At 52.3% G+C, this 24,679-nt stretch carries 25 protein-coding genes; 6 read left to right on the top strand and 19 right to left on the bottom strand.

Features of this window, described 5'->3' with window-relative positions; translation table 11 throughout:
* Positions 1-60 precede the first annotated feature (60 nt).
* The 5 genes from MKX42_RS18745 to MKX42_RS18765 all read right to left on the bottom strand — a co-directional run bounded on the left by MKX42_RS18745 (position 61) and on the right by MKX42_RS18765 (position 4,890).
* Positions 61-1,050 carry an ROK family protein gene (locus MKX42_RS18745; RefSeq protein WP_340753829.1) on the bottom strand — a complete coding sequence of 330 codons (990 nt, stop codon included), beginning with the start codon at positions 1,048-1,050 and terminating at the stop codon, positions 61-63.
* Positions 1,051-1,282: 232 nt separating this feature from the next.
* Complete coding sequence (locus tag MKX42_RS18750; protein ID WP_340753830.1) at positions 1,283-2,068, bottom strand: ABC transporter permease; 786 nt, start codon at positions 2,066-2,068, stop codon at positions 1,283-1,285.
* 8 nt (positions 2,069-2,076) lie between these two features.
* Complete coding sequence (locus MKX42_RS18755) at positions 2,077-2,871, bottom strand: ABC transporter permease (RefSeq protein WP_340757732.1); 795 nt, start codon at positions 2,869-2,871, stop codon at positions 2,077-2,079.
* Positions 2,872-2,941: 70 nt separating this feature from the next.
* Positions 2,942-3,997 (bottom strand): ABC transporter ATP-binding protein, encoded by a 1,056-nt coding sequence (locus tag MKX42_RS18760; RefSeq protein WP_036728804.1) that lies wholly within the window; start codon positions 3,995-3,997, stop codon positions 2,942-2,944.
* 110 nt (positions 3,998-4,107) lie between these two features.
* Positions 4,108-4,890: a GTP cyclohydrolase II gene (locus MKX42_RS18765; RefSeq protein WP_340753831.1), complete on the bottom strand. Its 783-nt coding sequence runs from the start codon at positions 4,888-4,890 to the stop codon at positions 4,108-4,110.
* Positions 4,891-5,092: 202 nt separating this feature from the next.
* Between MKX42_RS18765 and MKX42_RS18770 the strand changes: the two genes are divergently transcribed.
* Positions 5,093-5,419, top strand: coding sequence for a winged helix-turn-helix transcriptional regulator (locus MKX42_RS18770; RefSeq protein ID WP_036728810.1), 327 nt, complete (start codon positions 5,093-5,095; stop codon positions 5,417-5,419).
* Between the two features lie 96 nt (positions 5,420-5,515).
* Here the strand turns inward: MKX42_RS18770 and MKX42_RS18775 are convergent, their stop codons facing one another.
* The 5 genes from MKX42_RS18775 to MKX42_RS18795 form a co-directional block, all read right to left on the bottom strand.
* A complete protein-coding gene (locus tag MKX42_RS18775) occupies positions 5,516-6,397 on the bottom strand; it encodes an ABC transporter permease subunit (RefSeq protein ID WP_340753832.1) in 882 nt (293 codons plus the stop codon).
* Complete coding sequence (locus MKX42_RS18780; RefSeq protein ID WP_340753833.1) at positions 6,394-7,386, bottom strand: ABC transporter ATP-binding protein; 993 nt, start codon at positions 7,384-7,386, stop codon at positions 6,394-6,396. Before MKX42_RS18780 ends, MKX42_RS18775 begins: the two co-directional genes overlap by 4 nt.
* The gene (locus MKX42_RS18785) at positions 7,383-8,516 is read right to left on the bottom strand and encodes a hypothetical protein (RefSeq protein WP_340753834.1); all 1,134 of its coding nucleotides are present in this window, start codon (positions 8,514-8,516) and stop codon (positions 7,383-7,385) included. Before MKX42_RS18785 ends, MKX42_RS18780 begins: the two co-directional genes overlap by 4 nt.
* Before the next feature lie 23 nt (positions 8,517-8,539).
* The gene (locus tag MKX42_RS18790; RefSeq protein ID WP_340753835.1) at positions 8,540-9,055 is read right to left on the bottom strand and encodes a sigma-70 family RNA polymerase sigma factor; all 516 of its coding nucleotides are present in this window, start codon (positions 9,053-9,055) and stop codon (positions 8,540-8,542) included.
* Positions 9,056-9,116: 61 nt separating this feature from the next.
* Entirely contained in the window at positions 9,117-9,680 is a 564-nt protein-coding gene (locus MKX42_RS18795; protein ID WP_340753836.1) for a TetR/AcrR family transcriptional regulator, read from the bottom strand.
* 165 nt (positions 9,681-9,845) lie between these two features.
* Here MKX42_RS18795 and MKX42_RS18800 point away from each other — a divergent pair, with 165 nt between their 5' ends.
* Together MKX42_RS18800 and MKX42_RS18805 are read left to right on the top strand one after the other, a co-directional pair.
* The gene (locus tag MKX42_RS18800) at positions 9,846-10,010 is read left to right on the top strand and encodes an NAD(P)H-binding protein (RefSeq protein ID WP_340753837.1); all 165 of its coding nucleotides are present in this window, start codon (positions 9,846-9,848) and stop codon (positions 10,008-10,010) included.
* Entirely contained in the window at positions 10,007-10,186 is a 180-nt protein-coding gene (locus MKX42_RS18805; protein WP_340753838.1) for a hypothetical protein, read from the top strand. Before MKX42_RS18800 ends, MKX42_RS18805 begins: the two co-directional genes overlap by 4 nt.
* Positions 10,187-10,293: 107 nt before the next feature.
* Here MKX42_RS18805 and MKX42_RS18810 read toward each other — a convergent pair whose 3' ends face one another.
* The 6 genes from MKX42_RS18810 to MKX42_RS18835 all read right to left on the bottom strand — a co-directional run bounded on the left by MKX42_RS18810 (position 10,294) and on the right by MKX42_RS18835 (position 18,041).
* Positions 10,294-11,574 carry a stalk domain-containing protein gene (locus MKX42_RS18810; RefSeq protein ID WP_340753839.1) on the bottom strand — a complete coding sequence of 427 codons (1,281 nt, stop codon included), beginning with the start codon at positions 11,572-11,574 and terminating at the stop codon, positions 10,294-10,296.
* A gap of 177 nt (positions 11,575-11,751) precedes the next feature.
* The gene (locus MKX42_RS18815) at positions 11,752-13,206 is read right to left on the bottom strand and encodes a PTS transporter subunit EIIC (protein WP_340753840.1); all 1,455 of its coding nucleotides are present in this window, start codon (positions 13,204-13,206) and stop codon (positions 11,752-11,754) included.
* 42 nt (positions 13,207-13,248) lie between these two features.
* Positions 13,249-13,767, bottom strand: a complete 519-nt coding sequence (locus MKX42_RS18820; protein ID WP_340753841.1) for a PTS sugar transporter subunit IIA — start codon at positions 13,765-13,767, stop codon at positions 13,249-13,251.
* Positions 13,768-13,788: 21 nt separating this feature from the next.
* Positions 13,789-14,655, bottom strand: coding sequence for a PRD domain-containing protein (locus MKX42_RS18825; RefSeq protein WP_340753842.1), 867 nt, complete (start codon positions 14,653-14,655; stop codon positions 13,789-13,791).
* A 186-nt stretch (positions 14,656-14,841) separates the two neighbouring features.
* Entirely contained in the window at positions 14,842-17,574 is a 2,733-nt protein-coding gene (locus MKX42_RS18830) for a CHASE3 domain-containing protein (protein WP_340753843.1), read from the bottom strand.
* 71 nt (positions 17,575-17,645) lie between these two features.
* A complete protein-coding gene (locus tag MKX42_RS18835) occupies positions 17,646-18,041 on the bottom strand; it encodes a DivIVA domain-containing protein (RefSeq protein ID WP_340753844.1) in 396 nt (131 codons plus the stop codon).
* 187 nt (positions 18,042-18,228) lie between these two features.
* Between MKX42_RS18835 and MKX42_RS18840 the strand changes: the two genes are divergently transcribed.
* Positions 18,229-18,792, top strand: coding sequence for a TraR/DksA C4-type zinc finger protein (locus MKX42_RS18840; protein ID WP_340753845.1), 564 nt, complete (start codon positions 18,229-18,231; stop codon positions 18,790-18,792).
* Between the two features lie 73 nt (positions 18,793-18,865).
* On the opposite strand, the gene MKX42_RS18845 is transcribed toward MKX42_RS18840, so the two are convergent.
* The gene (locus MKX42_RS18845) at positions 18,866-19,225 is read right to left on the bottom strand and encodes a helix-turn-helix transcriptional regulator (RefSeq protein ID WP_340753846.1); all 360 of its coding nucleotides are present in this window, start codon (positions 19,223-19,225) and stop codon (positions 18,866-18,868) included.
* Positions 19,226-19,939: 714 nt separating this feature from the next.
* Between MKX42_RS18845 and MKX42_RS18850 the strand changes: the two genes are divergently transcribed.
* Entirely contained in the window at positions 19,940-20,392 is a 453-nt protein-coding gene (locus tag MKX42_RS18850; RefSeq protein WP_340753847.1) for a MarR family winged helix-turn-helix transcriptional regulator, read from the top strand.
* A gap of 15 nt (positions 20,393-20,407) precedes the next feature.
* Positions 20,408-20,866 carry a GNAT family N-acetyltransferase gene (locus MKX42_RS18855; protein ID WP_340757734.1) on the top strand — a complete coding sequence of 153 codons (459 nt, stop codon included), beginning with the start codon at positions 20,408-20,410 and terminating at the stop codon, positions 20,864-20,866.
* A gap of 262 nt (positions 20,867-21,128) precedes the next feature.
* Here MKX42_RS18855 and MKX42_RS18860 read toward each other — a convergent pair whose 3' ends face one another.
* Complete coding sequence (locus MKX42_RS18860; RefSeq protein WP_340753848.1) at positions 21,129-21,773, bottom strand: general stress protein; 645 nt, start codon at positions 21,771-21,773, stop codon at positions 21,129-21,131.
* A 108-nt stretch (positions 21,774-21,881) separates the two neighbouring features.
* Complete coding sequence (gene hrpB / locus MKX42_RS18865; protein WP_340753849.1) at positions 21,882-24,374, bottom strand: ATP-dependent helicase HrpB; 2,493 nt, start codon at positions 24,372-24,374, stop codon at positions 21,882-21,884.
* Positions 24,375-24,679 lie beyond the last annotated feature (305 nt).

The raw sequence follows: 24,679 nt of genomic DNA on the forward strand, positions 1-24,679 counted from the left end.
TTATTGAATTTCAATAGTTTTGCATCAGGCAGATGCGGCCAGTAGCACGCGAATTTTTGCTCAATTAGAATGGTCTAGTTGTGTATGCTTCTGTTTCTGATAAGCATATACAGCAGCACCCAGCGTACCTGCACGGCTGCCCAGTTCAGCCTGAACAATCCGGCACCGGCTTGCGGATAGCTTCAGCGCATGGGCGTTTACGGTATCGCGGACACTATTCAGGAGCCGGTCTCCGGCTGCGGCCATGCCGCCCCCGATAATAACCAGCTCCGGGTTCAGCAGATTAATCACATTCGCCAGCCCGAATCCCAGCAACTCCCCCGTCTCATGCATGACCTCAATGGCCAAGGGGTCTCCAAGATCGTAAGCCTCTGAAATCATCTGAGCTGTGATTTGATCCTGTTCGTGCTTCGTCCAGGTCTGAATTAGGCTGCCCCTTCCTGCCTCCAGCTTCTCCTTGAAGGTATTCACCATCCCCACCGCAGATACATACCTCCCCAGGCATCCAGAGCTTCCGCAGCGGCAGGGCCGTCCCTGCCGGAACATATTCATATGTCCGATTTCACCAGCGCTGAAGGTTGTCCCGTAGAGCACCTTGCCGTCATGAACCATCCCGGAGCCGAGACCGGTCCCGAGTGTGAGCAGTATCAGATGCTTATGCCCTTGTCCGGCCCCCTGCTGCCATTCCCCGTAGAGATTAACCCGCACATCGTTATCTATGTAGACCTCGAAGCTGTAGTACGGCTTCATTTCGTTGACCACATGAACCTGCTCCCAGCCGGGAAAATTCGGTGAGAAGACCGACAGGCCCTCCTCCGGGTCGAGCAGACCGGGGATTCCCATGCCCATACAGGCAATCTGCGACTCGTAAGTTCCGCTTCCTGCACATAGCTGTGTAACAGCAAGCCTGATCCGCTCCAGCACATGTGCCGGACCCTGCTGCGCTTCTGTGGGTATCGACAACTCCTCCACGGCTGTGAAATGCTCATCGAATAGGCCTGCCTTGATATTGGTTCCGCCCAGGTCAATGCCGACTATGTATTTATCCATTCTGTCCCATCCTTCTTTCCCCATTAGAATGCTGTACCTCTCTTCTCTTATTATGCGCTTTCAACATTTAGATAAGTAGCATTTTCCGAGCATCTGGATAGTACGTTTCACTTGAAAGCGAACATCCTGCGGAAAGCGATTGCTGTTATTTTATTGACAAAGAGGGCTGCCCCGGCAGCCAGACTTATGCTGCGGGACAACCCTCTCTGTACATCTATTTCATTCAAGCGTCTTAAGAACCAGCGCCCTTATACCGTTTGACGCCGTAGCTCCAGGCCATCAGGCCGATGCTGAGGAAGACCACACCGACCAGAGGAGTCAGCAGCGCCATCGTCCGCATCTCATCGCGGTGCAGGAACAAGGCTGCCGGATAGATCCCGACAAAAGCGAAGGGGATAATCCAGGTAAGCAGCACCTGAATCGCCCGGTTGTAGATCGTTACCGGATAACGTCCGTACGTCTGGATGTTATACATCAGCGGCAGAATGCCTGTCGGCGCATCCGAATAGAACGACAACGAGGTCAGTGTAGTATAGATCCCTGTATAAATGGCTACAGCGCTGAGCGTCAGAAGAATCAGCATCGGCAGGGTCCACCATTCAAACGGCAGGCCCAGATTGCTGCCGCTGATTGCCATCACAATCAGCCCGATGAAGGATCCGACCAATGACGGCGGGTCTACATTCTCCAGGAAGATCTGGAACAGGTTATGTGCCGGACGGGTCAGGACGCGGTCCATTTCGCCTTTGACAATATACCGTTCACTGAAGCCCCACATATTAACGAAGCAGCTGAACACGCCGAACGGAACCATGAAGAAGCCGTAGACGAACACCACTTCGTTCTGATTCCAGCCGCCCAGGCTGTCGGTATGCATGAAGATGACCAGGATGAAGATAAAGTTCGTCGCCTGGAACAGCAGGTCGGAGATAACCTCCACCCAGAAGTCCGCGCGGTAGGTTAACCGTGTTTTCATATAATTCTTCAAGTATTCAATCAATAAGCCCAGGTAGTACATAGCTCAGCTTAACCCCCCTGCACGAACAGCCGCTGACGCGCTGCGTGATTTAGCCAGACAATTGGAATGAGCAGAATCAGGAACCAGATGACCTGGATACCCAGCACATTCCAGATGCCTACCCCCTGCACCCGGCCTGTAAATACAGAACCCGGCAGATAGGTAATCGTTTGGAAGGGAAGAACTTTAAGCACGGAAGACAACCAGTCCGGGAATAACGTAATCGGCACAATCAGCCCCGAGAACAGATCGACGACCACACGCTTCATGCGCATCATCCCCTCATTGTTCTCCACGAAGAAGGCTGACAGGCCTGTGATAATATTAATCTGCGAGCTGATCAGGAAGCTGAAGAACAGCATGACCAGGAACCCGGCCCAAGCCGAAGGCTCCGTAGGAAGCTGTACCGGAAACAGCAGAATGGCAATCACCATGCCCGGGATCATCAGCATCATGAAGCGGAACAGGCCTTCGCCGAGACCCTGCATCATTTTGACCAGAACATAATTATAAGGCCGGATGAACTGGATCGCGATGCTTCCGTCACGGATATCCGTAGAGATCTCCCGGTCCAGATTGTTGAAGTAGAAGGCCCGTGCCATCCAGGACACCGCCACATACGTGGTCATCTGCGCCCCGGTAAAGCCGCCAAGCGATTCACCATCGCCATAGATCGCTCTCCAGGTGAAATAGTTCACCCCGATATTAAGCGTGTAGATCAGAATCCCCGAATAGTAATTTACCCGGTAAGCAAGCATCGTCAGGAACCGGATACGGATAAAATCAAAATAAGCGCCAAGCAGCAGCCTCCGCCCATTCTCCCCGGAACCGCCCCGGGAACCGCCGGAGGAGGGAACTGCCGTTGCCAGCTTCTCAGACATGGATAACCTCTTTCTCATCGCTGAGTGCGGCGATCCGCTCCTCCGGCTTCTCTGCCGAGCCTGACTGGTAGATACTGCGGACGATGTCATCCGTATTCGTTTCGATGATTTTGATGTCTGTAATATCTGCCTGTCCAACGACCCGGCCCAGCACATCCGATACATTCAGCTCCAGCGGAATCCAGACCTTGGCCGCCAGCTCATTCTCTGCGGTCCAGGTAACCGGCATGCCTTCCGTCCAGCCGATCAGCTGCTGCAGCTTCGTGGCCGTTCCGAACTGGAACTGCACCTCACGCCCGGTTCCCCAGCGCTGCTTCAGGTCATCCAGACCTCCGTCATAGATAATCCGCCCGTCATCCAGCATGATGACCCGTGAACAGAGCGCTTCGATATCCTGCAAATCATGAGTCGTCAGCAGGATGGTTGTGCCATGCTCCCGGTTCATATCCTTCAGAAATTCGCGGATCTCCGACTTCACGACAATATCCAGTCCAATCGTCGGCTCATCCAGGAACAGAATGGACGGATTGTGCAGCAGTGCGGCTACCAGCTCGCAGCGCATCCGCTGCCCAAGACTCAGCTTACGGACCGGACGGTTCAGCAGATCCTGAAGCTCCAGGCGTTCCACCAGTTCATCCAGCCGTTTTTTGAAGTCCTGCTCGGACACGCGGTATACCTTGCGCAGTAGCTGGAACGACTCAATCACGCCGATATCCCACCAGAGCTGGCTCCGCTGGCCGAAGACAACGCCGATGTTCTGCACGAACTTCTCGCGCTCCTCGTACGGCACGAAGCCGCCGACAGTCAGACTGCCGGCGGTAGGGACAAGAATTCCGGTAAGCATTTTGATCGTAGTAGACTTCCCTGCCCCGTTCTCCCCAATATATCCGCAGATTTCACCTTCGGGAATGCTGAACGAGATGTCCTTCACTGCCGTCACTTCGGAATATTGCCGTTTAAACAAATCAGCGAAGGCCCCTTTGAGGCCCTCGCGGTTTTTTTGGACTTTGAAGGTCTTGCGCAAGTCCTGCACTTGAATAGCATTCATAGGTTACCTCACTAAGCTAAGAATTGGGTTCAGTACCCCATTATAATAGAATGAATACAAAAGTACTACCTATTTCCTCGTCCCTTTCCCTCCGCCAGCATCTGCCCTGCTTATTTTGCCACTCTTCCCTCAAAAAACTCTGCACCCGGCACAGCCTCCAGATGTCCGGAACGGGCCACCTTGGTCCGCAGGTACTTCTCATTGAAGGCCGATACGTCGCCCCATAGCGGCACCCGCTTCACTGTGTTCATTCCGGCAGCCCGGAGTGCTTCCAGCTTCTTCGGATTGTTGGTGATCAGGGTCACCGGATGGCTGCGCAGGTGCTGAAGCACGCTAATCGCATCTGTGTAATCTCTGGAATCATCGGCGAACCCAAGCTCCAGATTGGCCTCCACAGTATCATACCCTTCTTCCTGAAGCAGATATGCCATCGCTTTGCTGAACAGGCCAATACCCCTTCCTTCATGATTCGCCAGATAAAAGAGTGCCCCGGCGCCATGCTGCGCAATCATCTTCATCGACTGATGCAGCTGGAAGCCGCAATCGCAGCGCTTGCTGCCGAAGATGTCCCCGGTATGGCAAATGCTGTGCATCCGGATCAGCGCTTCCTCGGAATGCTCGAAATCTCCGTAGACCAGGACACTGGATTGCTGTCCATCCGCAAGCTTCATCGAGGATAACCGGCTGATGAGCAGCTCGGTAGCCTCCTTGCCTTCAGCGTGCTGAAGCTCTTCATCCGTCACATTCAGCCAGCTGTACCATTTGAAAGTAATCGTCTCCCCGTCCAGATTGACAGGCAGGGTAATAGGTCCGACCAATATATTCGTGGAGTGTTCCATAGGAATCCGGCTGATTTTGTTTTGTAGGATAGATAGGATATCTGGGTTAATCATAAGAGCACCGTCCTAAAAGTTTGATAGCGTTGCTTCGAAAGCATACACTTAGTTTAAATTGAGATATTTAAGTTTTGTCATAGTAACTATTTGTAAGTTAGTTTATCATTGTAATATAACTTCGTCAAGTTATAATATATATTTAAATATTTATAATTACTTATTGTAAGTTTATGATATAATGAATGCTGAGGTGATCCTTATGAATGATTTTGAGATGTGCCCGCGGTTTGAGAAAGCGGTAGATGTGCTTAGTAAGCGGTGGGTCGCCCTGATCGTGTTCGTCCTGATGGATGGTCCGCGGCGGTTCGGAGAAATTGAGCATTGCTTGTCCAATCTTAGCGGCAAGGTCTTGTCAGACCGGTTGAAGGAAATGGAGACGGAAGGGATCATACAGCGCACTGTATATCCTGAGATGCCCGTACGAATTGAGTATTCGTTAACCGATAAAGGTACGGCCCTCGCCCCTATTCTTGGAGAGATTGGTAACTGGTCTACGGATTGGATCGAGATCGGCGTGACCAAATGATTCCCGCACGGCACGCGAAGCAGCGCCCTTGAAGCTCCTGAACAGGAACCTTCGGGGCGCTGCTTTGTTTGATTTAATAATAAGCATGGTCGATTCCTAGAGATCCTTACGCTGAAAGCGCAGAAGCCCCAGCCCAAAGATAACCACAGTGTAGATTACAGCGTAAACGACAAAGGTATTAGACGGAAATGAATTGAAATTCATCAGACTAAGCGCCCCGCTATTCATGGATACCATGCCGTTCATATCCTTCAAGCTGAACAGCTCGACAGTCATTCGGCGCTGCAAGGTATCTGCCGGCATAATCATCGAGATCATTCCGGTCAGATTATTCAGCACCTTCAGTCCGTCGTCCTCCAGTCTCAGCGAACTGCTAAGCTTATCTACCATCCCTCCGAGAAATCCCGCCCCATAGAGCATCGTCATGAACACACCGTTGCCAAGCGCCGAGAATAGTCCTGAACCCAGCATGGATACGGAGATTAACAAGGGAACTACAGAAGCGAACAGCAGGAATGACTTTGTAAGCACGACTGCATCTCTGGGAACATTCGCGTGGGCACTTGTAATCAGTAGAATTGCAGTGAACAGAATGAGGGCATAGATCGTTCCCAGCGTAACGAAGCCCAGCCAGCGGCCAAGATACCATTTCCAGCGCGGCAGCGGCCGGGGCAACAGAGCCTGCATGACCCCCTGTTCCGCCTCACCGGCAATCACCGAGAAAGAGCTGAAGATCGCCAGAAAGGCAATAACGAACGCGCCGAAGAAGAAGCCCAGACTCAGAATAAAAGCGCCGTTCATGAACTGCATGAATAACCCGCTGCCATTCCCCAGCGTTCCGGCCCCCGGATCATTCGTCCCCACGGTATCCGCCACGAACCAGAAGGCAATCAGGAACACCAGGGTCAGCAGGAGGGTTAGCAGCATCACTTTTTTGCGCAGCATTTCTTTCCAGGTCATTTCCAGTATGGTTCTCATTCCTTCTCCCCCCTATGACTGAGCCCGGCGACCGCATCCATGAACCAATCCTCCAGCCGTTCAGTCTGGCGGTTCACCTGGTACAGCGTCATCCCCTGCTCTACCATCAGCCCGTTCAGCCAGCCCGCCTGCTCCTCATGATCCAGCTCCGTTTCCAGCCACACGACGCTTGAATCTGACTCTTCCTGTGCCGGAGCATTGCCCGATTTACCCGCCGCAGGCACGGATTGCCGGATGGATAGCCCTGTATGCTCATTAAGCCAGGACAGCAAAAAAGGCGTGTATCCGCCCACTTTGAAATGCCAGCTTGTCCGCTTGTTCAGCATATCCGCTACTTTGCCGTGCCGCAGGACCGCTCCGTTACTCAAGAGAGCCATCCGGTCGCACAGCACTTCAACATCCTCAAGTAAATGAGAGTTGAGAAAAATAGTAATTCCCCGTTCCTTCAGCCGCTGCAGAATCTTCCGCACTTCCATTCTCCCGATGGGATCAAGGGCTGAGGAGGGTTCATCCAGGAAAAGAATCTCGGGGTCATTCACCAGCGCACACGCAAGACCCAGCCGCTGCTGCATTCCCTTGGAATAATGCTTGACCCGGTCCCTTCCACGCAGCCCGATGCCTACCTCCTGAAGGAGCTCGGGAATTCTCTGATCCATGACGGATTTCGGAATCCGGCACAGCTTGGCATGAAGCCTGACCACCTCTTCACCGGTCAGCCAATCCTGGTAGCGGTACAGCTCGGGCAGATAGCCAATCTTCATTTTGGCTTCGATTGAGCCGAGCGGATGGCCCAGGATGGAAGCCTGCCCGTCCGTTGGCGAGATGAGTCCGACCAGCATTTTGACAAAGGTACTCTTGCCGGCACCGTTGGGGCCGAGGAAGCCGAAGGCTTCCCCTTTCCCCACAGTCAAAGTAACATCCCGGCAACCGCGCCCGTTCGGATAAGCTTTGGTCAAGGCGTTCGCATCAATCGCAGGGATACTGCTCATTGTGTGATCAACTCCTGTACCTTCTGGATGAACTGCTCGCGGTCAGGATAAAGGTCTCCGCCGCTAAGCTGCAGAAACTGCCCCTTCTGCACCCAGACAGCCGTATAGCTGTTGCCGTTACTGTACTTCATTTCAGTAAGAATCACCGGCGTACCAGCCACCGTAATCTGTTCATCATGACTGCCCTTAATCAGCGGCATCGGCAGATCTCCGGACAAGATCCGGCTCTTCTGCAGGCTGTTTCTCAGATTATCTGGAATCAGCGGGAAGTTCACAACGGCATCAATCGCTTCGTCCAGATCCACAGAAGGATCTACAGTAACGACAGGTGTGTTCATCTGTGACAAGGCTCCCCAGTGCTGATCTGAGCCCAGATCGTAATTCACCTGTTCGGGGATATGAAGCGTAATCGGCTTGCCATCTACAGATGTAGGCAGCAGATCTTGTGAGCCCAGACGTTTCAGTGCCTTGTTCACTTCCTCCACTTTCAGGTTCAGTGTGATATCATGGGTCCCGCTTACCTGAACAAATTTGACTGAATCCATAATGGACCCCTTCAGCGGCTCGTAGCCCAGCAAGCCTTGGATATCCTTGAGCGGAACATTCTCCTTCATCTCACCATTACTGATTGAGACGTCACCGAAGGCCTCAAGGGATTGCTCGATATTGCCATTGCCATTACCATTCTCTGTTATCTGATAAAACATATCCCGCAGATCGCCTTCTTCAACAACAGTGGCCTCCTGCATCTTGAACTGGTTCAGCAAGGCTGCCATGGCTGTATTCCCTACCGGAGTAGCCAGAATTGCTGCGAAAATCGCTACGCCTGCCGCCGCTGAGGCCCACTTGCGGGTGCGGCTCATCACAGGCCGGCGTGACTTGCGCCCTGTATTCTGCACTGGCTCCGCTGCTGCACGACTATCCGCCTTAGCTGCCTGAAGCACAACATCTGCTTCCGGTTCTGTTCTATCTGATCTATCAGCCTTGACAGTCTGTTCCTCTAGAGGGGTCTCTTGCTTGCCCCATGTAGCCCACACCGGATTGACCGGCTCGTCTCCCAGCTTCTCCTGTAATTTAGCCCAGGCTTCATCTGTGCTCTGGAGCTGTACCTGCCCGTTTGCTCTATTCATGGTCTCTTTCCTCCCGGATCTCATTATTCTTGCGGAATGGATTTCACCGCATGGTGTTTCAGTTTGGCTGTCGCCCGGCTTAACAGGGTACCGACCACAGGCGGCCTCACTCCCAGCTCCCCGGCAATCTCTGCGTAGCTATAGCCCGAATACTTAAGCAGCAGTGCCTGCCGGTCCCGTTCCGGAAGATCCTCCAGCCAGCTCCGCACATCTTCCTGATCCAGCTTGCTGAGGACCACTTCTTCCCCTGTAGGAGCAGAAGCCCCCGGATCATATAACAGCTCCTGCTTGTTGATCAGACGCCGCTCTCTCACCCGCTGGTTCAGATAATCATATCCGATCCGCGTAAGCACTCTATGCAGCCACGCCCCCAGAGCCGCTGGATCATCCGGCGGATTTCTGTAGAGTCTGATAAAAACCTCCTGCGCCAGATCATCAGCAGCACTCTCGTCCCTCACAAGTGCCGCCAGCTTGCGGCGCACACTCGGGTAATGCTCATAAAAGATTAATTTGTATGGGTCTGATTCCGGAATATTCATTAGGTAAATCCTCCTTATCCGCTGCAGCTATAAGTAAGACGAAGGCTGGGGCTAATTTGTATCACCTTGCCTCAAGATTTCTCTCCAGCAAGTTCCCGATCCGCTGTGCCATTACGTCTGGAGGGAGCGGCTGTCCATTCTTGAACCACCATTCCACTACCCCAACGATTGCCGATCCCAGAAACTGGATGTCCACATTTCTGATTTTGGCTGACTCCTTGCCGCTCTCTCCGGACAGGCTCTTATCCTTCTCCAGCTCGCCGAGGAAGAATTCAAGAAACCGCCCCCGGAAAAAAACGCTGCCTTTACTCCCCAGCAGCACAGAGAAGAACATCGAATGCCTCTCAAAATATTCAAACCACACCAATCCCATTTCGGTATACCCGGCAGCATCGTCAGAACTTTCACAGATTTCGCGTACATTGCTGATATGCTCTTCTATGAGCTTGTCCAGAAGATCAAATTTGTCTGTGTAGTGAAGATAAAGGGTTCTTCGGCTGACATCCGCTCTATCGGCAATGTCCTGTATTGTAATTTGATCAAAATCCTTCTCCAGCATCAGCTCAATTACAGCCTTTTTTAAGGCTTCCTGGGACTTGCGTATTCTCCGGTCAATCTTTAACACTCTATCCTCACCAGCTTTCCTGTAGATTACTGCACAATTCCGTTGAAGTCGTGAATTAATGCACAGAATCAGGCTTTTTAAGACTTGTATCGTTACTTATTCTGCCTATTATTATACATACATGCTTACTAATTCACGACTGTGCATTTAAAGGAGAATATCATAATGAAAATTGCAATTATCGGAGCCACTGGAGGAACGGGAAGAAAAGTAATGGAGCAGGCACTTGCAGCGGGACACGAGGTGATAGCTGTGGTACGCAGACCGGAGGCGCTCTCCCCTGCAACGGGGCTCACTATACGCCAAGGGGATGTATTCGACACTGGGTGATCGTACGGGCATCCGTGCTTAAATACGCAGAGAGTTCTTTTAATTATTCGGCAGGCCCATCGGCCCGCATACATCCGCTCCAGGCGCTTCCATATGCTGCCTGTGCCGATTGCCTGCTACGTGCGGCAGGCAGCGAGCCGTCCTGGACCCGCAAGGTGATCAACGTCGGCCGTTAAGGAGCAAGCGGACGAATGCGCACGTACCGAAGAGCTTATACACTATCCATACCAAAAAACGGTCCCTTGGGTATTCCCGTGGACCGTTTCTGTGTTACTGTTTCTTCCTATTCCTTGTCATAATTCTCATCGCCAACCTGGATACTGCCGTCATCATGCTGGAAGAATAGAGAGCTGGATACTTTGCCGTTGCCAAAAGCGAATACGATGGTATTCCCGCTTATCTTGTAGGAGCCGGTGTCAGACCCGCCGGCCCCGCCTGTTGTAGGCGCCCCGCCCTGAACAGTACCCAGCATCAGGTTATCGCTGGTGAAGGTACCATTGCTGTTCAGCACCAGCGTCCGTGTCCAGGAGGTCGATCCGGCTGATATTCCGGCCAGCCCCTGGAAGCCGCGGTGAACATAAGTGCCGCTTAGGGTCAACCCGTTCTTGACAGCCTTGACCCGGCCGAGCTCAACATCGTCAATATGCAGCTTACCGGATTTGACCGCAATATCATAAGTGTCTCCGTTACTTAGCTTCAGCTTACCACTCTGTATCGTGTAAGTCTGGCAGCCGTCACGCGAGCAGTTGATCGTTTCCGGTCCGCCTTGCTTTGGAGCATCCACAACCACTTTATTACCCGGCAGGAAGGTGATGATATTCCAGCACATCCCGCCGCATTCATACCCGTCATAGTCCGGGCTGAAGCCATAATACATTCCCTGCAGATTGCTCAGATTCACCTGGTCCGAAGCCGCTGGCTTGTAGGAACCGTCTCCGGCAGGAGCATTCGGCACAGTCCCTGGAGCTGGCGGCTTGGGCTCCGGCGGCTGGCTGGCGATCTGCTCATCATATACTTTTTTGAATTCAGCAATTTGCTTGTCAACCGCCGCTTTCGCCGTTGCTTTGGTCAGGCCGTTCGCCGCCAGATAAGGGTCGGTGTAAACGAGAATTTGCGGCTTATACGGGTTCCATGCCACCAGTGCCTGAGTGGATTCTCCGACGAAGCGGAGCGGGACGATTGTATAATTATCGATAATTGTTGGCGCTTGCAATAGTTGAACACTGGTGCCGTTGACGGTGGCCGTCTTGCTGCCTATCTTCATGACGATGGATAGACCTTCCTTCGTACCGGTTACTGTCTGCTGCGCGGGGTTCCAACCTACTTCAAGTCCCATGGCCTCGAACAGCGGTCGGAATGGAACCAGCGTTGTCCCCTTATCCAGCAAGGGAGCTTTCTCAAAAGACAACGGTTTATCGTCCAGATTGACCTCAATCGTTTTGCCCGCAGCTGGCGAAGCTTGCGCCTCACCCGCTGATGCACTCAGTGCTACGGCTAGCCCCAGCCAGATGACAGCCGTCCATATCCGCCGGATTACAGGTCCGGCCATTCGCCTTTTTCTCACGTATACCCATCCTTTCGCAGACCTCAAATTATAGATAGCTAAACAAACAGATTTTTATCTCCTTACCCGGAAGCAAAGTATTCAAAACGAAAATTGGTGAAATTGTGCAAAAAACAGACACCCCGCGAAGGATGCCTGCCAGTAAAATGCTATTCTGCTCTGTTAACAAGCTTCAAGCTACATCAGTTTCTTGATATCATCCTTGAGCTGCTCAGACTGCGGTCCGAACACAATCTGTACGGCACCCTGCCCAAGCCGCATCACACCGGAAGCACCAAGCTGCTTAAGCGCGGAGTCTTTAACCGCCTTGTCATCATTTACGTTAAGGCGCAAGCGGGTGATACAGGCATCGATGCTGCGGATGTTCCCAGGACCACCGATATTCTCCAGAATCTTGGCGGCTCTGGAAGAGGAAGACACGGTCGCCCCGCCTTTGGACAGTTCAATGACCTCCTCCTCGCTGTCATCCTCGCGTCCGGGAGTTTTGAGGTTGAACTTGATGATAACAAAGCGGAATAAAACATAATATAGTAGGAAGAATGCCAACCCTACCGGAAACAGTACCCATGCGTTCGTTGAAATCTTAAGGTTCGTCAGATAGTCAATTAGACCTGCAGAGAAGCTGAATCCGAGCCGTACATCCAGGATGTACATCAGAGCCATTGACACACCGGTCAATAACGCATGGACAAGGTACAATAACGGTGCCAAAAACATAAATGAGAATTCCAGCGGTTCGGTAATCCCGGTAAGTATAGAGGCAATTGCAGATCCAATAAAGATGGAGGCTACCAGCTTTTTCTTCTCCGGTTTTGCGGTATGAATGAAAGCAAGCGCCGCACCAGGCAGAGCGAACATCATAATCGGGAAGAAGCCGGTGGTGAACATTCCTGCACTTTTATCTCCGGCCAGGAAACGCCAAACGTCACCATGGACTACCTCGCCGGCTGCATTGGTAAAGTCACCTAGCTGGAACCACGCAATGGTATTGATAACATGATGGAGGCCGATCGGAACGAGCAGACGGTTCGCCGTACCGAACACGAAGGCACCAATGGCACCCAAGCCTACTACCCAGTTACCGAAATCACTGATAACATCTTGTATCGGGCTCCAGACCATACCAATGAAGACCGCCAATACCATTGTCGAGGCTGCAGTAACAATAGGAACAAACCGTTTACCTGCGAAGAAGCCGAGCCAATCTGGCAATTTGATATTGTGATACTTTTTGTATAGGAAAGCGGCCCATGCACCAGCAAAGATCCCCCCAAGTACGCCCATATCCAGCACTACATCGTCACCTATGAAACTAAAGGTTCCCGGTACGATCAACAATACTTTGGTAAGAACCATATACGCAATAAGCGCCGATAAAGCAGCTACAGCATCACCGGCAAAGCCTATGGCAACCCCTACCGCAAAGATCAGTGCCAAGTTGCCGAAAATCGCACCCGAACCTGCGTTTAAGAATGGAGCAACATACTGGTTCAAGAATCCGCCGATAGCGCTACCCAGATGTAAATCCTTTTCGTAATCGAGAAGGCCGAGTCCCTGCAGTAGAGCTGCCGCCGGTAAAGTTGCCACTGGAAGCATCAGAGATTTCCCTAACTTCTGTAGAAAAGCCAACATAATGAAATCATCCCCCTGGTTTCATATTAATAAGTGTATGTTCTATAGCTGTGAAGCTGCTGTGGTAAGAATACTGCTCGTTCCTGCCGTAACCTGGCCGTAATGGAAATCGACCTCCGGAGGTTCCTCCCCGTTATGGGTCACAATCACTGGAGTAATGGTACGGTACCCCGCAGCCCGGATCGCCTCCAGATCGAATTCGATCAGCGTCTGCCCTGCCTGCACTTCATCTCCGTTGGCAATATGGCTGATGAAGCCTTCGCCCCGCAAGCTGACCGTATCAATTCCGATGTGCATCAGCAGCTGTAACCCTGAGGCATGCTCCAGGATTAGAGCATGATTGGTTTTGACCACATGCGCGATTTTTCCGTCAAAAGGGGCCGTTATACGTCCCTCTATAGGTTCTATGGCAATGCCTTGGCCCATATGCCCGCCAGCAAAGGTCTCATCCGGCACTTCTGTTAATGGTACGGACTGTCCGCTGACCGGAGCGTATATCTCCAGGCGGGTTACCCCCTCAGTAGGTTTCTCTTCTTTTTTAGCTTTCCATCTCGAAAACATAAAAGTCACTCCTTGCTGCCGCTATTTATTCTTCTCTATCGTCTGGAACAGCCGGTGCAGATGCATAGCCAGGAAGCAGATTTCTTCTTCGGGTACGTCTACACTGAGCTTGCCCTGCATGACTTTGCCCATCCTATGCGCGAGCTTGTATTCATCCTTGTATTCCTTCTTGATATGCTTCACAAAAGGATTGTCGATGAGCGAACCCTGCAGAATCCGTTCAATCGAGAATCTCAAGTGAACCATCAGCCGGACATGATTCATACTGCCCTGCTCAAAGCGGATCTTGCGTTCACTGCGGATCATCTCCATTAGTTCACTGACAATATTGGAGGCCTTCACGAGCTGGCCCACCGGCACATTGCTGACCGCAGAATAGACGTGGTAAGTAAGGAAACCGACCTCATCTTCAGGAATCTGCACTTCAAAGCCTTCGCTGATCTTCCCCGCCGCCTTGGAAGCGATCTCAAATTCCTTGGGGAAGGTCATCCGGGTCTCTTCCAGGAAAGGATTCACAATGTCCATCCCGCTGCGCAAGCGGAAAATGGTGAACTGGATGTGGCTGGGGAGCGCCAAATAGATCTTGTCGTTTAACTTGCCGGGAAACTCACGGGCGATATCAGAGATAATCTCATCCGTAATCCTCATGACCTTGGGATCAATGTCCTCCAGCAGAATCTGATACTGACTCCATTCCTCCCGGTCCTCCAGCCGAAACAGCTTTTCAATCCGGGGATCATCCGAATCAATAACACCCGTATCCTTAAGCGCAAACCCGATGCCCTTGCCGATAATTACATATTCCTTGCTCTTCTTGCCGCCCTCTACCATTACGACATTATTTCCAATCACCCGCAGCACCTGAAATTGTTCAGTGTCCCTCGCCAAGTTCCCCCTCCTTTCCGCCCATTGCCTGATTTTTTGCACAAAAAAGAGCCAAGACTGGACTCAAATTATTGAGTACGAATCTTGGCTCATGCCCTGTTAAGGTAACACGCCACTGCATATAAATGATCATTTATGAACCCATCATAAAGCATACCTTGTATTGCCGTCAATGGGTTTTTGGAAAAGTCAAATGTACCGGCACATTCGTGTAATGACGTCCTGCATCAATACCGGCTTGCTGATGAAATCAGTGGCTCCGGCGGCCAGGCAACGCTCACGGTCTTCCCTCATCGTCTTGGCAGAGACCGCAATGATCGGGAGGTCGGTGAGATGCATCTCCTCACGAATAATAGACAACGTGTCATAGCCATCCAGAACCGGCATCATAATATCCAGGAGTACGATATCCACCTCCGGCTGTTCTCTAACCACTTGAAGACATTCATACCCTGTCTGAGCGGTCATGATGGTCATTCCGTAAGGCTCCAGACCCTTCTGAAGGGCATAGATATTGCGCATATCATCATCTACAATCAGGACAGTCCTGCCTTGCAGCATGGCGTATTCTTTCTCGAACAGGGAGTCCTGGCCATTACCCGGCTGCCCTGTATCATGAATGGTCCTGGAATGCTCCGCCCCGGCTGCAGTCTGAGCCAGCTCCGCCGGATGGACGGGTTCTTCTTCACTGTCCAGTTCACGGCATGGGAGATACAAGGTGAATGTACTACCCTTGCCCTCTTCGCTCTCCAGGCTAATGTGTCCGCCCAGAAGCTGAGCCAATTGCTGGGAGATGGATAAGCCCAGACCGGTTCCCCCGAATTTGCGGGCAGTCGTTCCGTCCACCTGGCGGAAGGCCTCGAAGATCAGCTCACGGTTCTCCGCAGAGATGCCGATTCCGGTATCCTGTACAGCAAAGGCCAACACCGGCCCCTCTGTTATGTAACGCTGATCCGAATATGCCGCCAGCTTGGTAATCTCCACGGTAACCGAGCCCTGCTCAGTGAATTTGAAGGCATTGGACAGCAGATTCCGCAGAATCTGATGCAGGCGCATCTCATCGGTGAAGAACAGATCCGGAACCTCCGGGTTCAGGGTCACGTTAAACTCAACATTCTGCGCTTCGGCAAGCTTGCCGAAATAACCCTGCAGCAGTGCGGGCAGCTCGGTGAGATTGACGGCATCCATTTCCACCAGCATTTTGCCGGCTTCCACCTTGGAGAGATCCAGAATATCGTTAATCATATTCAGCAGATCACTGCCGGAATTGTAGATGACTGAGGCATAGCCCAGTTCTTCCTCATTTAAGGTATGATTGCGGTTCTCCGTCAGGAGCTGTGAGAGAATCAGCATACTGTTCAGCGGCGTACGCAGCTCATGCGACATATTGGCCAGGAACTCAGACTTGTAGCGCGAGCTCTGCTCCAGCTGTTCATTGTACCGCTCCAGCTCAATCGCGGCATTCTCGGCTACAGATTTCTGGTTCTCAAGCTCCTTGTTCACGGTGAGCAGCTCGCTGGTCTGACTCTGAAGCTCCTCCGTCTGCATCTGCATCTCCTCGGATTGCGTCTGAAGCTCCTCCGATTGAACCTGAAGCTCTTCGTTCATCACCTGCGATTCATGCAGAAGCCTCTGGATCTCCATCCGGGTCTTCACCGAATTCACGGTAACCCCCATCATATCCAGCAATTCCTTCAGCAGCCCGAAATGGTAAGGCGCCCATCGGGTCAGCGCAGCAATCTCAAGTACAGCAACGGTCTTATTCTCAAAAATAATCGGAGCGATCACAGCGAATCTGGGTGCCGTTCTGCCCAGAGCAGAGTTGATGTAGATATAGTCATCAGGCAATTGCTCAATCACATTCATCCGCTGATCCAGCGCACATTGACCTGCGAGGCCTACTCCCGGCTGAATAACCTCCGGCCCTATGAGCTCTTCCTTATTCTCTGCTCCTGCATAGGAATAGATGCGTTCGAACAGTTCCCCGTTATTCACGACATATATAGTGGCATACTGCATTTCCAGCATAACCGACAACCGGCTGACAAAAATTCTGCACAGCGAAGGCATATCAATAGTCTCCTGCAAGGCAATGGACATTGAGGTGAGCTGTTCGCTCATCCACTGCTCCCGCTGCACATTATCCAGCAGCCCGTTCGTCGCTTCGCCCAAATCATAGATTTCATCCAGCGTCTTCACCTTAATGCGCTCTGAGCGGTTACCGCCGGAGGCAATGCTGTTGATGGCCTGTATGACGCTGTGCAGAGGATTTACAATGCTGGCCGAGAGCAGATAAGTGATGAGCAGCGCAAGTACGACCACCAATCCCCATAATATGTACATGGTGATCAGCAGCTTGTGATTGCTGTCCTTCAGATTGCTGATCCGGTCGTTCGTGAGGGTTCGTTCGATGTCTCGGAAGTAATCGGACTGGGAACGGATCGTGTCGACGAGATTTTTCCCCGTATCGTTGCGAAAAAAAGCGTTGACCGCCTCTGTATTGCCATTCTTCTTCAGCTCAACCACATGCTGCCCGGCGACATCGACCCACTTCTCGATATTATCCGTAATCGTGTCCAGATTCCGCACCTGATTCGGGTTATCGGCAATGAGATTGTTCAGCTTCGCTGCATTAATCCTCCACTGCACCAGCCCGTCATTATACGGTGCCAGGTAAGACTCATCATCGGTAAGGACGTACCCGCGCTGTCCAGTCTCCATATCGAGTACATTTTTCTCAATTTGATATGTAAGTTCATGAACTTCTATATCATGATCGCTCAAGAACACGGTTTCTTTCTCCAGGCTGTTAATCCGGCCAGAGACTATAATCAGAAATAGCCCTAGCATTAATAGTATGATGACATATCCAAGTGCGATTTTGCCGCGGATCTTCAAGCTCCAAGCATGCTTCTCCGGCAATGGTCCAACCCCCGTCCAGAGTTATACTTATGCTGCATATTGTTGTCTCTCACGCTGTGGCTGCACAGGGCTTATAAATACCCCTCCGTGCGGGGCATAGGCAATCTGTCCTTGAGCTGACGAACATTGGCTTCCAGCTTGATGATGATATCCTCAAGATCCTGCGGATCGATCCCCTTAATAATCGGCACAGGGGCCGGAGTGGCTGCGGTCTTCACCTCTGCCTTCAGCTCTTTCATCTCAATCTGCTGCTCCTGCCACTTATCCATCAGATCCGCTATGGTGGCATAGAACCGTTCATAATCCTTAATAACGCTGTCCAGGAACGTATCCACCTCTTCGGCGTCATAGCCGCGAAGCTTCATACTGAATTCCTTTTCATGAATTGTAAGTGCATCAAGGGTAATACCGAGCTGGCTGAACAGCTTTCTCTGCTTATCCAGCCGCCGTTTCATATGTTCGTCCATTTCATAACCTCCAAGTGTATGCTGCATTCATCCGGCAGGTATTATTATAACAGGGTGAAAGCAGCATGAAAATATCACTAAAGTTACAATTCAGCATAGGGATGCCTGCTGATTGCCCTATAACACATTAGGGTAAGGAAAGATTACGACAGTGTAACTACTACTCAAGCTGAAAGGAAGATGACACATGAGCCACTTAACCAAAGACCAATTAAATACAATCCGGGCAGCCCTTGAGAAGCGCAAGGCAGAGCTGGAGCAGCATTTCTCCGGCAATGGAGCTGAAGACAGCCTGCTCGGCGATTCTCTTATCCTCTCCACGGGGGAGCTCTCTTCGGTCGATAACCATCCCGCCGATACAGGCACGGAGACGTTTGAACGCAGCCGCGACCTGTCCATCAACACCTCGCTATCCGAAGAATTAACGGAGATCGAGGCTGCACTTGCTCGGATGGATAACGGAACGTACGGCATCTGCGAGGCCAGCAAGCAAGAGATTCCTTATGAACGGCTTGAGGCCATCCCCTACACCCGCTTTACCGTGGAGCATGCCCCAACCAGCAGTGACACTGACGCACGCCCTGTGGAAGAAGAGGTCATGACCCCGCCGCCCGCCGGTGCAGGCGAAGGACGCCAGCAGAATAGCGGAAGATTCGATGACGCCGGTGCCTGGGAAGCCGTGGAGGAATATGGCAGCGCAAGCTCGCCGGTAACCCCACCGGGCCAGGATTCTGAAGAAGAGGATACCTGAGACGGCAGGTCACTGCTTGCGAGCCTCGTGGATAGACTGATATGGATGAGGCTTACGGCTCAGGCATTTCCCATCAGAAGTTGTCTGCTACCGCCTTATTAAGAATTCCAAGACAACGGTCCAGGTCGGCCTTCACCTGCTTCTTATACAGCTTGGCCTTCTCCTCCCCGTCCGAAGTGAAATGATACAGGACAATCTCCTGAAAATCGACCTTCGGATCATTCCCCTTGAGCTGCTTGGTGCGGTAAAGTATCCCTTGCTGCACCAGCTCATGCAGGGCGCGGTAAATTTCACTTTGGGGAGGCGAATAGCCATGAGCTTTGAAATCTCTGCGTAAATCCTCAAGCATCTGATAACCATACCCCTTGTGCTGCTCCACCATAGTAATCAGGTATACCTTTATAAACGCCCGCTGGGCAATCATAAACGCCATAAGACACCTCCCGGGGTGTTTTTTTTGTTTTTTAGGAAATTCTAATTTTCTTCTGTTATGGATAAGTGGCGCGCAGGTAATCTCATTCACCCGTAAGGGTGATTTTGTCCTAGAATCCTTAGAGAAGAACAGTCTTTGCCCCTTGTCACTTAATTCCGGCAGTCAAATGATATGGTAGTATTTCCAGCTACAACTCTAGTATAAACTCTATTTCCCAGTTTTCACAACAAGTTATATTTTATAGTTTCATTTTTCCGGTGAGGAGTTTAGGTTTACTTTTTCCGTTTTGAAGAGGATAGGTACAGATGTCGTAAGGCGTTTAGAAGGTATATGTAGATATGGTGGGTGTTTTTATGTATTCTATTGTGAATTTTTCATATATTGAAATTATGTTAATAGAGACGAGTTTAACTTACAGCCCCTGACACCCGTTGCTTAACACCTCTACACAATAAAGGTTATTGTGGACGCAATAAGTCTTTTATTAATATTTAGGGGTCACTATTATGAATTTTTCATATGATGAAATAACATGAATAATTTCACCCCTCGGCCTCCCCGCAGACGATCACTCTTATGTATAGAAGGGTCATTCTGGGTGCGGCAATACATTGATCTTGAGGGGATTAGGTACGCATGTAGTTAATTGCTTGGTGTTGTAGATTTATTTTAAACTATAGGCTTGGAAAATACATGATCAATGGGGCTGTGATTATGAAAGAGATTCTACGCGAGGTTGGAATGATTGCCCGGTCACTGGACTCTATCAGCAATATCGAATTTAAGCAATACGACCTTACCAGGGGGCAATATTTGTATCTGATGCGGATCTGTGAGCATCCGAGGATGATCCAGGAGAAGCTGGCTGAAATGATTAAGGTGGACCGGACAACGGCTGCACGTGCTATACAGAAGCTTGAGATTAACGGTTTTATTGAAAAAAATGAAGATCAGCATAACAAAAAAATCAAGAGGCTGATCCCTACAGAGAAAGGGCAGGCCGTCTACCCTCTGCTCAAAAGGGAGAACGATTATTCTAATAGCGTAGCGCTGTCCGGCTTCTCCGAAAGTGAGGCAGAAACCCTGGTAAAACTCCTGCAAAGAGTCAGGTCCAATGTGGAAAAAGACTGGGGATTTGTAAAAAAGGGAAACAAACGGGACTATTGATTATACAAAAGGAGAATTACAGATGACTATTTTGATTTCAAAAATCAAAATTCACCAGAAGCTATGGAAGCTTATTTGAAAAGAGCATTTCGTACAGAGCAATTAAAAAAAGAATGCGCCAACCGCCATTCTGAATTTTATTTCATCTATTATAATGAAGAAATTGCCGGGTACATGAAGCTTAACGCCGATGATGCCCAAACAGAACATATGGATAAGGACTCGCTTGAAGTGGAACGGATCTATATTAGAAGGTCCTTTCATAGGCTGGGACTAGGGAAACAGCTGATTGAGAAAGCGGTGGAAATCGCGGCCGAAAAGAATAAGAGGAAGCTCTGGCTGGGGGTTTGGGAACAAAACGAAAACGCAGTTGCCTTTTATACAAAATTGAATTTCGTACAGACAGGAACTCACTCTTTCTATATGGGTGACGAGGAGCAAACAGATCTGATCATGACCAGAATCATCCTCTAGCACAATTAGGTTAATCAGCACAAAATCACTCTGCCAGGTGAATGATGCTAATACCTCTCTCACCGGCCGCTTTTAAGGAGCAGTAATGTTGCACTTTTTGCAGGATTCCTCCTTCTTCACTCATGCGGTCTCTGTTCCTCCTTTATCCATAGCAGACGAATATTATAATTTCCAAAACAAGCACAAAGAACTGCCCCGGCATGTTCGCCGGCAGGCAGTTCTTTGAGGGTGCTATATTAGCGGGGAGTGTCCCGCTATAGGGTTAGATTTTGTCGCGGTTGTAGAGGTCCGGGTCACGGTCTGCATTCATCGCGCCCCTGTTGCCCAAGGTATTGCCGACCGTTGTGTCCTTAGGGACCAGATCCGGGTTCGTTGCCCTGCGGTCTGCCAGCGTATCCTCCGGGTACAGGCTGTCGTACCTGCCCGAGTTGAGTGAACGGTTACCCCGGAACACGGTATGGATATCTCTTCCGCGGCCGTTGTCATCGACGAGGACGAGGATTTTGCCGCTGTCGATGTAGCCTTCGTAATCTCTGGCCTCATCCTCGGGAATGCCGAGTCCGATTAATCCGCCCACCAGACCGCCCGCTCCTACTCCGATGGCAGCCCCTGTTAACGTAGCTGCGATTGGGCCTGCGGCAAGGATTGGACCAATTCCCGGAATGGCCAGCGCACCGATCCCGGCGAGCAGCCCTGTAATACCGCCCACTACGCCGCCGGTGGCTGCACCTGTGGCAACGCCTTCCGGCGCCATTGTTCCTGTATCTTCGGAGATGTGTTTCAGGTCATCTCGATCCTTCGTAATTACTGAAATCTCATCGTTCGTGAACCCTTGACTCTGCAAACTTTCAATTGCTCTGGTTGCTTCTTGTTCCGTATCGAATACGCCAATAATTTTCTCTGTCACTTGAAGCCCTCCTTCGTAATTGTTGTTCGCTACTCTATTACCCGTTCACGCGATGCCCAAACAGGAAAAGCTTCACTGGCTGCACTAATACCTGTTCACCGCCACATTCTATTTGGAAGGACGGGTACGGCTAGTCGGTACTGCCTCCAGCGGATTATCCGGCCAGTAGTGCTTGGGATAACGGCCTTTCAGATCTTTTTTCACCTCGAAATAGGTGTTCTGCCAAAAGCTCGCCAGATCTGAGGTAATCTGCATCGGCCTTCTCGCCGGAGACAGCAGGTGCAGCAGCACCGGGACCTTCCCTCCGCCGATCCTCGGAGTATCCGTCTGCCCGAACATCTCCTGCAGCCTGACTGCCAGTACCGGCGCTCCCGGATTGCTGTAATCCAAGGGAACCCGCGATCCGCTCGGTACCGTAATATGCGTCGGCGCCTCCTTGTTCAGCAATTGGCGGCTGTTCCAGTCCAGCATTCCCTCCAGTGCCTGCGTCAGCTTTACCCGCTGTAAATCACGGAGATTCCGCATCCCTTGTATAAAGGGTGCCAGCCATTCCTCCAAGGTATCCGTCAACGCCTCATCCGACATATCGGGCCAGTCGGCCCGCAGCGAGTGCATGAATTCCATCCGCTGCCGCAGCTGAGTGGTCCCTTTCTCCCAAGGCAGCAGCTGTAACCCTTCCGCAGCGATCACCTTCAGCAGCACGTTCTCTGTCTCCTCGGGAGTAGCCCGCTCATGGGTCGTCTGCTTCAGAATGAGCGCCCCCAGCCGGGTCACTCTTCGCGCCTTCACGCTTCCGCTCTCACTGTCCCAGAAGACTTCGCGCTCCTCCAGAAGGCTGTCCGCATGATGCTTCAGCAGGTCCTGCTCGGAGAGCGCTGCGGCAAGCATAATCCGGCTCTGCCCGGCACGGTCATCCACGCCGGGTGCCACGATGTAGGGCGAGCGCGCCAGCGGCTGCCCCTCGCGCATCGCCGCCCCCCGGCCGCCGGACAGCAGGAACGCGCCATTGCCGCGTTCTTGCCCGATGCGGTCGGGATAGGCGAACGACAACAGCAGGCCGCTGCAGCTGATGTCGCCGGGCCCTTCGCCCGGCGCTGCCTGCAGCTGCGCCAGGAAGCTGCGGCTCTCGCGCTGCACCGCGCGCAAGGCCGCCGGGTCCGCTCCGCCGCTGCTGGCGGAGCGCTCGAACCCGAGCAGCGCCTCCACGCGCAGCGTGAGGTCGCTGTCCAGAGCCGCGGGACCCTTGAAGAGGTCCCGCTCTTGCAGCAGCGCAGCGAGCCTGGCGGCGAGCGGCGCGGCTGCAAGGTCTGCCGCGCGCAGCAGCATATGCGCGATGCGCGGGTGCGCGCCAAGCACGGCCATGCTGCGGCCGTGCGGCGTAATGGCGCCGCCGGCGTCCAGCGCGCCGAGCTGGCGCAGCAGCGCCGTGGCCTGCGCGTAAGGCGCGGCAGGCGGCGCGTCCAGCCAGGCGAGCGCTCCCGGATCGCGCACGCCCCACAGCGCCAGCTCCAGGGCGAGCTGCGCCAGGTCGGTCTCCATGATCTCCGGGACACTATCGTCCGGCAGATGATCATGCGCCTCCCGGCTCCACAGCCTGTAGCAGACGCCCGGCGCGGTGCGGCCTGCCCGGCCGCGCCGCTGATCGGCCGATGCCTTCGAGACCGGCACCGTCGTTAAGCGCGGCATGCCGGTACGCGCAGAGAACACCTGCGTCCGGCGGAGCCCTGTGTCAATCACCGAGCGTACCCCTTCGATTGTCAGACTCGTCTCGGCAATCGAAGTGGCCAGCACGACCTTCCGCTCGCCGTCCACCGCAGCTGCCACCGCCGCATCCTGCTGCGGCTGCGGCAACTGGCCATAGAGCGGCCGCAGCACCGTCCCCGGCGGCAGACTTCCTGACGCCAGCTCCTGCTCCGTCCGGCGGATCTCCCGCTCACCGGGCAGAAAAACAAGCACATCCCCCGGCTGCTCAGCAAGCGCACGGCGGACAGCGGCGGCTGCAGACTTCTCAGGAGAAGCGTTGCCTGCCTCCGGCATATAGATCGTATCCACAGGATAGGTACGGCCCGGGCAACGCACAACTGGAGCTTTCCCCAGCAGAGAAGCTACTCGGTCTCCGTCCAGAGTCGCCGACATCACCAGAATGCGCAGATCCTCGCGCAGCACACTCTGCGCCTCAAGCGCAAGTGCCAGTCCAAGATCCGCATGCAGACTGCGCTCATGGAACTCATCGAAGATCACAAGCCCCACATCCCCCAGCGAAGGATCGCTCTGGAGCATTCTCGTCAGCACGCCTTCCGTTACTACAACAATGCGTGTATTCCGCCCCACCCGGGTATCCATCCGCATACGGTAGCCTACGGTCTGTCCCACACTCTCTCCCAGACAAGCAGCCATATAAGCTGCGGCCGAACGGGCGGCGAGGCGTCTGGGCTCCAGCATCAGGATCGTTTTACCGGCCAGCCAAGGCTGCTCCAAAAAAGCAGGCGGCACCGCCGTTGTCTTCCCCGCTCCAGGCTCAGCAATCAGAACCGCCGCTGCACGGTCTGTCAGAATTCTCTTCAGGTCAGGAAGCACCTGCATAATAGGAAGCTGCTTCATTTCATCTCTCCATCATCTGCTAAAAGTTAAGTTAAATCTCCATCTCCCTATCATCGGCGAATTCATTCCAGATATCAAGCGGTTCATTGCTGCTGTTTGAGAATACAACAATAAGTGGAAAATCGCATTTTAATTTGTTGATATCATACGTTTACAGGCAAGCAAGTGGAAAAAAGGCAGCTATTGCTGTTAGGTCTGCCGCTAAAGCGAACATAGTGATAACTTAAGTGCCGTTTTTCCAACTGTTGTTCCCGAAGCGCCGATACGCTCATCAGCAAGTGGAGAAAATCCACCTATTTCCGTTC

This window comes from Paenibacillus sp. FSL R7-0204 (assembly GCF_038002225.1).
GTDB lineage: Bacteria > Bacillota > Bacilli > Paenibacillales > Paenibacillaceae > Paenibacillus_AQ.

Excerpts from the sequence above, each read along its gene's own strand:
- MKX42_RS18745 (WP_340753829.1), bottom strand. The coding sequence starts at position 1,050 with ATGGATAAATACATAGTCGGCATTGACCTGGGCGGAACCAATATCAAG.
- MKX42_RS18750 (WP_340753830.1), bottom strand. The coding sequence starts at position 2,068 with ATGTACTACCTGGGCTTATTGATTGAATACTTGAAGAATTATATGAAA.
- MKX42_RS18760 (WP_036728804.1), bottom strand. The coding sequence starts at position 3,997 with ATGAATGCTATTCAAGTGCAGGACTTGCGCAAGACCTTCAAAGTCCAA.
- MKX42_RS18765 (WP_340753831.1), bottom strand. The coding sequence starts at position 4,890 with ATGATTAACCCAGATATCCTATCTATCCTACAAAACAAAATCAGCCGG.
- MKX42_RS18770 (WP_036728810.1), top strand. The coding sequence starts at position 5,093 with ATGAATGATTTTGAGATGTGCCCGCGGTTTGAGAAAGCGGTAGATGTG.
- MKX42_RS18775 (WP_340753832.1), bottom strand. The coding sequence starts at position 6,397 with ATGAGAACCATACTGGAAATGACCTGGAAAGAAATGCTGCGCAAAAAA.
- MKX42_RS18780 (WP_340753833.1), bottom strand. The coding sequence starts at position 7,386 with ATGAGCAGTATCCCTGCGATTGATGCGAACGCCTTGACCAAAGCTTAT.
- MKX42_RS18785 (WP_340753834.1), bottom strand. The coding sequence starts at position 8,516 with ATGAATAGAGCAAACGGGCAGGTACAGCTCCAGAGCACAGATGAAGCC.
- MKX42_RS18790 (WP_340753835.1), bottom strand. The coding sequence starts at position 9,055 with ATGAATATTCCGGAATCAGACCCATACAAATTAATCTTTTATGAGCAT.
- MKX42_RS18800 (WP_340753837.1), top strand. The coding sequence starts at position 9,846 with ATGAAAATTGCAATTATCGGAGCCACTGGAGGAACGGGAAGAAAAGTA.
- MKX42_RS18815 (WP_340753840.1), bottom strand. The coding sequence starts at position 13,206 with ATGTTGGCTTTTCTACAGAAGTTAGGGAAATCTCTGATGCTTCCAGTG.
- MKX42_RS18820 (WP_340753841.1), bottom strand. The coding sequence starts at position 13,767 with ATGTTTTCGAGATGGAAAGCTAAAAAAGAAGAGAAACCTACTGAGGGG.
- MKX42_RS18835 (WP_340753844.1), bottom strand. The coding sequence starts at position 18,041 with ATGGACGAACATATGAAACGGCGGCTGGATAAGCAGAGAAAGCTGTTC.
- MKX42_RS18840 (WP_340753845.1), top strand. The coding sequence starts at position 18,229 with ATGAGCCACTTAACCAAAGACCAATTAAATACAATCCGGGCAGCCCTT.
- MKX42_RS18845 (WP_340753846.1), bottom strand. The coding sequence starts at position 19,225 with ATGGCGTTTATGATTGCCCAGCGGGCGTTTATAAAGGTATACCTGATT.
- MKX42_RS18850 (WP_340753847.1), top strand. The coding sequence starts at position 19,940 with ATGAAAGAGATTCTACGCGAGGTTGGAATGATTGCCCGGTCACTGGAC.
- hrpB (WP_340753849.1), bottom strand. The coding sequence starts at position 24,374 with ATGAAGCAGCTTCCTATTATGCAGGTGCTTCCTGACCTGAAGAGAATT.